General features: G+C 43.7%; 4 protein-coding genes. 2 read left to right on the top strand and 2 right to left on the bottom strand.

Annotation, left to right across the window (positions count from 1 at the left end; genetic code table 11):
* Together F6K51_RS35035 and F6K51_RS35040 are read left to right on the top strand one after the other, a co-directional pair.
* Positions 1–358: hypothetical protein (locus F6K51_RS35035; protein WP_293030152.1), on the top strand; the 358-nt coding region annotated here is incomplete at its 5' end.
* Between the two features lie 151 nt (positions 359–509).
* Positions 510–1,400 carry a hypothetical protein gene (locus F6K51_RS35040; RefSeq protein WP_293030154.1) on the top strand — a complete coding sequence of 297 codons (891 nt, stop codon included), beginning with the start codon at positions 510–512 and terminating at the stop codon, positions 1,398–1,400.
* 47 nt (positions 1,401–1,447) lie between these two features.
* Here F6K51_RS35040 and F6K51_RS35045 read toward each other — a convergent pair whose 3' ends face one another.
* Positions 1,448–2,599: an aspartate carbamoyltransferase catalytic subunit gene (locus F6K51_RS35045; protein WP_293030157.1), complete on the bottom strand. Its 1,152-nt coding sequence runs from the start codon at positions 2,597–2,599 to the stop codon at positions 1,448–1,450.
* 914 nt (positions 2,600–3,513) lie between these two features.
* Positions 3,514–4,944 (bottom strand): phospholipase D-like domain-containing protein, encoded by a 1,431-nt coding sequence (locus tag F6K51_RS35050; RefSeq protein ID WP_365940557.1) that lies wholly within the window; start codon positions 4,942–4,944, stop codon positions 3,514–3,516.
* Between the last annotated feature and the right edge of the window lie 363 nt (positions 4,945–5,307).

A 5,307-nucleotide genomic window follows, 5' to 3' on the forward strand; every position in this document is an offset into this window, starting at 1 on the left:
TTGGGATGATTTCCCAACTGATGAACTGGAATCTTATCCATCTCTAGGAAATAGCTTGGAGCTATCGGCACCTTCGGAAAATCCAGATACTTCAGAACTGACAAATAAGCTAACTGATGACCATAACTTTAATCAGGATCAATCTCAAGAGTTAGATCCGTTTCTAGAAATCTCTGATATCACCGATCAATCACAGCAGGCATCTGAAGAACTCATGGAAGATTTGTTTGACTTTCCTGTGGCACAACAGAATGAATCTGAGCCGATCAAACTTGATGATGATAATTGGTCTAGCCTGGAAGAGTCACTATTTATCAAGAAACCACGTAAAAAAGAGGATTCATCTGGGCGTAATTAGCTTTTTCTGGTGCTAAAGGATAAGCAGTAAGCTTTGCCTGAGACTTCGCCCGTGGCATACACAGATTGCCCTAGGTCGATTTTGATTCCATAGAGGAGTCGAAATCGAGCATTCCTCCACCTATATTTAGGGTAGTTCATATATCATTACCATGGCCGTGACCAAGACCAGAAACCTTAAGCAACCAGCAACTACTGATGCAATATCACCTTTAAAACGAGGTGGGCTTGACCTTGGCGAATTTAATTCGCCACGGGTCGCACCTGATGTTACCTCTAGATTAGGTCAAACCCTTGATGAATTTTATGGCTCTTTGGGGGATGTCTTGATTGACATCACAGCCTTAGAAGTTAACACCATGGTAGTGGAGGAAATTAAGGGAGATAAATTTATCCCCTGGGAAACCTACCGGGATATTTACCCGATCTCAGCAGACTATCTAGAGCAACAGGGAATTCATCAGTCTTTACGCGATCGCTACCTTGAGTTACGTAAAACCTTGGAACTAGAGTACACCGTGCTTTTGAGTGATCCCAATTCACCCTTGTATGATCCCACTGTTCTAGAGCAGGCTAGAGGAGGCCAAGAAATCCTCACCGATCCCACAGTAGAACTGCACCAAATTAACACCCGACTACCAAACCCTACTAAAACCAGCAGTTCTGAGGAAATGCTTCAAGCGCAACAGATTCTTAAGAACAATCGTTTCTTGCGTTGTTTGCGTAAGCTCAGTGAACTGAAAGCAGCACTGGATAGTCGAAATCAGGCATTGCTAAAAACTAATTCACACCAACGGGCAAATGTCAAGTCAATCAATGATTTAATTTGCGCCCAAACTGTGATTCAACTAGATGGTGATGTAATCAACCGCTATGCTCAGGAAATTGTTAACCATCCTGATCGAGATTTGATTCTACACATCCACAAGCAAGGAGTCACTGCTAGTCAACAGCAGTGGAGAGGATTGCTAGAATTTATTTTGGGTTTGGTACAGGCGTCAGTTAGATCGGGTAATGGTCAAGGTTTACCTTGGCGTAATTGATGTATTCTAAGACCAAAGTAAAGATTCTAGTTTGCTGATTCTAACCCTTAGAACTTACCACTACCGATTAAGTAAAGCAACGCCATCCTAACCGCAACTCCACTAGTCACCTGTTGAGGAATTAAGCTAATATCGGGATCATCCATCAGCTCAGAACTAATTTCAACGCCTCTGTTAACTGGACCAGGATGGAGAATGTGAACGTTGGGTTGGCAAAGTTGGAGGCGCTCCCGGGTAATCCCATAACGCTGATGATATTCTCTCAAACTAGGCAACAAATGATTCGTCATACGTTCTTTTTGCAGCCGCAAGGTCATTACAAAGTCAGCATCTTTTAGTGCTGGTTCAATCTCCCAGTGAACATAGAGCTTAGGATGGGTAATTGGTAACTGTTGCGTAGAGGTAAGGGAATGGCTGGCTTGACTTGTGATCGGTACCGTTGCTTCTACAATCACAGGGGTTTCGGTGTACTGCCGCTGTTGACCAAGGCTAGACTTAGCCCATAACTGTTGCTGTTGCTTTTGCCTAGGTTGTTGGAGACGAGTACTACTGTATTCAGCAAATAATTGCGGAAGTAGGGTAGGTGGTCCAGCGAGATGAACCTCTGCCCCTGTCGCAAGCAGACTCCAGATATTGGAACGGGCAACTCGTGAGTGCAAAATATCTCCAACAATGGTAATCTTTTTTCCAGCAAGCAGTTCTATCCGGGGATTATCCCAGTCTAAGCAAGAACAAATTGTAAACAAATCCAGCAATCCTTGAGAAGGATGTTCATGTTGACCATCACCAGCGTTAAGTACACTTACCTGGACACCGAGTCGATTCATCTCAGTAGCAATAATTTGAGGAACTCCCGCCTGCCGATGGCGAATCACCATCATATTAGTTCCCATTGCCAGGTAAGTCTTCGCTGTATCAAGAATCGTTTCGCCCTTGCTTAAGGAAGACGTTCCTGGTGCAAAGTTTAGGATATCAGCAGAAAGACGTTTAGCCGCTAGTTCAAAACTGCTACGAGTACGGGTTGATGGTTCAAAAAACAAATTCGCAACCACGTGACCCTGTAGTGCAGGTACCTTTTTGGTTCGTCGGGACAATACCTCCCGAAAGCTAGCGGCAGTTTGTAACACTGTATTGTATTCATCTGGCGTAAAATCAGCCAGGGCAAGAATATGGCGGCGAGTCCAGGTGGCATTTGCCATAGAAGTCGTCAAGCAATTCAATAACTTAGTTTTGCTGCTCCTAACAGCTTTGAGAATTTCTGACACCCAGGAAACCCTAGATATCGATTAAGGTTAGCAGGTCGAGCAGTATTACCTACTTGGTATTATTGAGCCCCAAAACCTCAGATAACCTCAGCGCAAACCTGTGTTAAGGAAAAAAGCTGGTTTAGTGTTCGGTCTAAGAAGGTTTTCAAGAAAAGGTGCGACCCAAGGCCAGGTTCCCCAGCCATTGGAAAACGCACCATTAGCAGTTAATTTAAATCAATTGATTTAATCGATTAAATCCGCAAGTTAAATGCCCAGCACCATAAAACTGCGGTCAACTAATCTCCTGTCCGGTTGAATACTTAATAATTCCTTGATAATTAATCACGCTTTTTTGCTCGGACAAAACCGATTTATGAAAAGGCCATGACAGATTGGTGGACGTTTTATCAATGACTGATCACTAACGACAAAAAACCACAGACTATTTTAAAAGTGATTAACCGGAGGTGCAACTATTAGCCTTATAGCTCTCTAAACCTTGTCAAACATTATCCACTGTTTTATAATAAAATAAGTTAGTAACTTGTTTAACAAGAGAACACTACCGCCCAACGAAGAACTAAAAGCCTTGGCAGCTGGTCGTAAGTTAAGCGACGTAAAATAATGGACTGAGTGAAGTTACAGTGCGGTTTGAGAGTAGGCAACAGAGCCTCCATTAAGAAAATCAGCGCAATGTTTTTGGCATTGCTTTGTCGGCAACAACCATTAGTTAAAACTAATGCTATACCATCGTCCTATCTGCTTGTGAGTAGGTTTGTACAGGTTAAATGTTGCACTTGATATAACACATCTATTTAATTGAGGGGTATAACCCATCATGCCAACTATTCAATAGTATGCTCTACTCAAGAATATGGGTCAAGAGGCACACATTTTTGTTGTTGTGCTTTAATCTTTCGCTGAACTCTAACTGGTACTCCCTTCACTGCTTTGCCATAGAGGCGTTGAAACTCCCGCTCAAAATGGGCAGCAACCATAGGACTATGAATAACTAATACCGTCTCATCGTTCCTGGTATTTGCTGCTTTTGACCAGTTGTGAGAGCCCGTAATCACTGTCTTTCCATCAAGAATGGCAAATTTGTGATGTAAGACATCTCCTTCTGGCAACTGAGGCACACCGACAGTAGCAATCGGTTGACGCCAAGGACGGTTACCAGTCTCATATTTACACTTGTGAGCAACAGCTACTCCCATCATGTCCAAACCCTCACTGTAATAGCGAAAAGCAAAACTTGGCTCAATTAGCGCTTTGACCTTCACACCCTGTTGATGGGATTCCTCTAAAACATTAGTTAGCCGTTGCTCGGAAAAGACAAATAAAGCGATGTTAATGGTTTCCCTAGCCTGAGGAAGGATTTGAGCGATCAGACCATTGCTACTCTGATGCCAAGGTTTGGTAGTGGAGGTTGGGGAGAATTGTATCGCGATAGTTGTATCCCCCACAGTCGTATCCCCCCCAGTTGTATCCCCCACAGTTGTATCCCCCAGTCTCACCTGCTCTACTGGTCGCCATGGCTTCTTGAGACCAAACTTACTGTCTGGTTTACCGCCAGCACCATCCCCCCACATCACGTTAAATTCTTGGGTGAATTGGTTAGCTAACTCTACACTGTCAATCTTGAGTAGATTGTTGGGATTGCCACGACTGTCTCGAAACTGAAAGTCACCATGTAGATCACTAAGAGTGAAGTTGGCTGAGGTAATAATAGAAACTTTCTTATCAATAACTATAAACTTATGATGCATTAAGCCACTGCCTCGAGAACCATCCGCTGTGTCATCAATCATAGGTACACCACCATTTCCTAAGATGATTAAAGCGTCTCCTTCTGAAATTTCCGTTGCACTCAGCTGACCATCTCCGTCACGGTCGATCAATTTTAGAGACTCATTGTAGCGTGAGCGTTCTCTTTGGGGCAGTTTTGCTACTGAATCAGCGGTTAGTTTACTGACCGGAAGGCTGTAGTTATTGTCTAAAATGACTCTGACTTTGACACCAGCTTGCTTACGTTCTACTAAAGCTTGGGCAATTCTGGGCATACGCAACTCCTGAACCGCCACATCTACTGTTGACTTTGCTGATGCGATCGCATCCACAATCACTTGCTCCAAGTTATCTCCCTCCCGAGTTACTCCCCGGTAAGGATCGGTGTATTGGGCTGACCTACTATGATTAAAGTAAGCCTGAACCCAAGGGTCTTGGGGCAGAGGGGGTTCAACAGACACCTGTGGCTGAGCTTGTTGACAGCCACACAACATCAATAGTATCAGCAAAGGATAATACAAATTCCAGTAAATACACGCTGGTTGGGAACTCAAGGCATCAAAAAACCCGATTGGATAGCTGATTTCCCCATGCTAACAGCACAATCTTCAAATAGATGCAGTTGTTGAATTAACATAAAATACCAGGGGATATCAGTTGCCATCTTGTTCAACTACCCCCCCCTAATTGCCTTTTTCTTATGGAATGCCTTACACCGAAGCCTAATTAGCGGGTTAGGGAGTTTAACCCGAACTACTGTCTTATGCCAAGACGAAAGAAAACATTCCCGTGTGGCCACAAGGGGTATGGTAAAACATGCCACCGATGTGATCAAAAAAACCGAGCACGGGAAGAGAAAAAACAGCAAAAAC

It is taken from the genome of Moorena sp. SIO3I8, from assembly GCF_010692325.1.
Taxonomy (GTDB): Bacteria; Cyanobacteriota; Cyanobacteriia; order Cyanobacteriales; family Coleofasciculaceae; genus Moorena.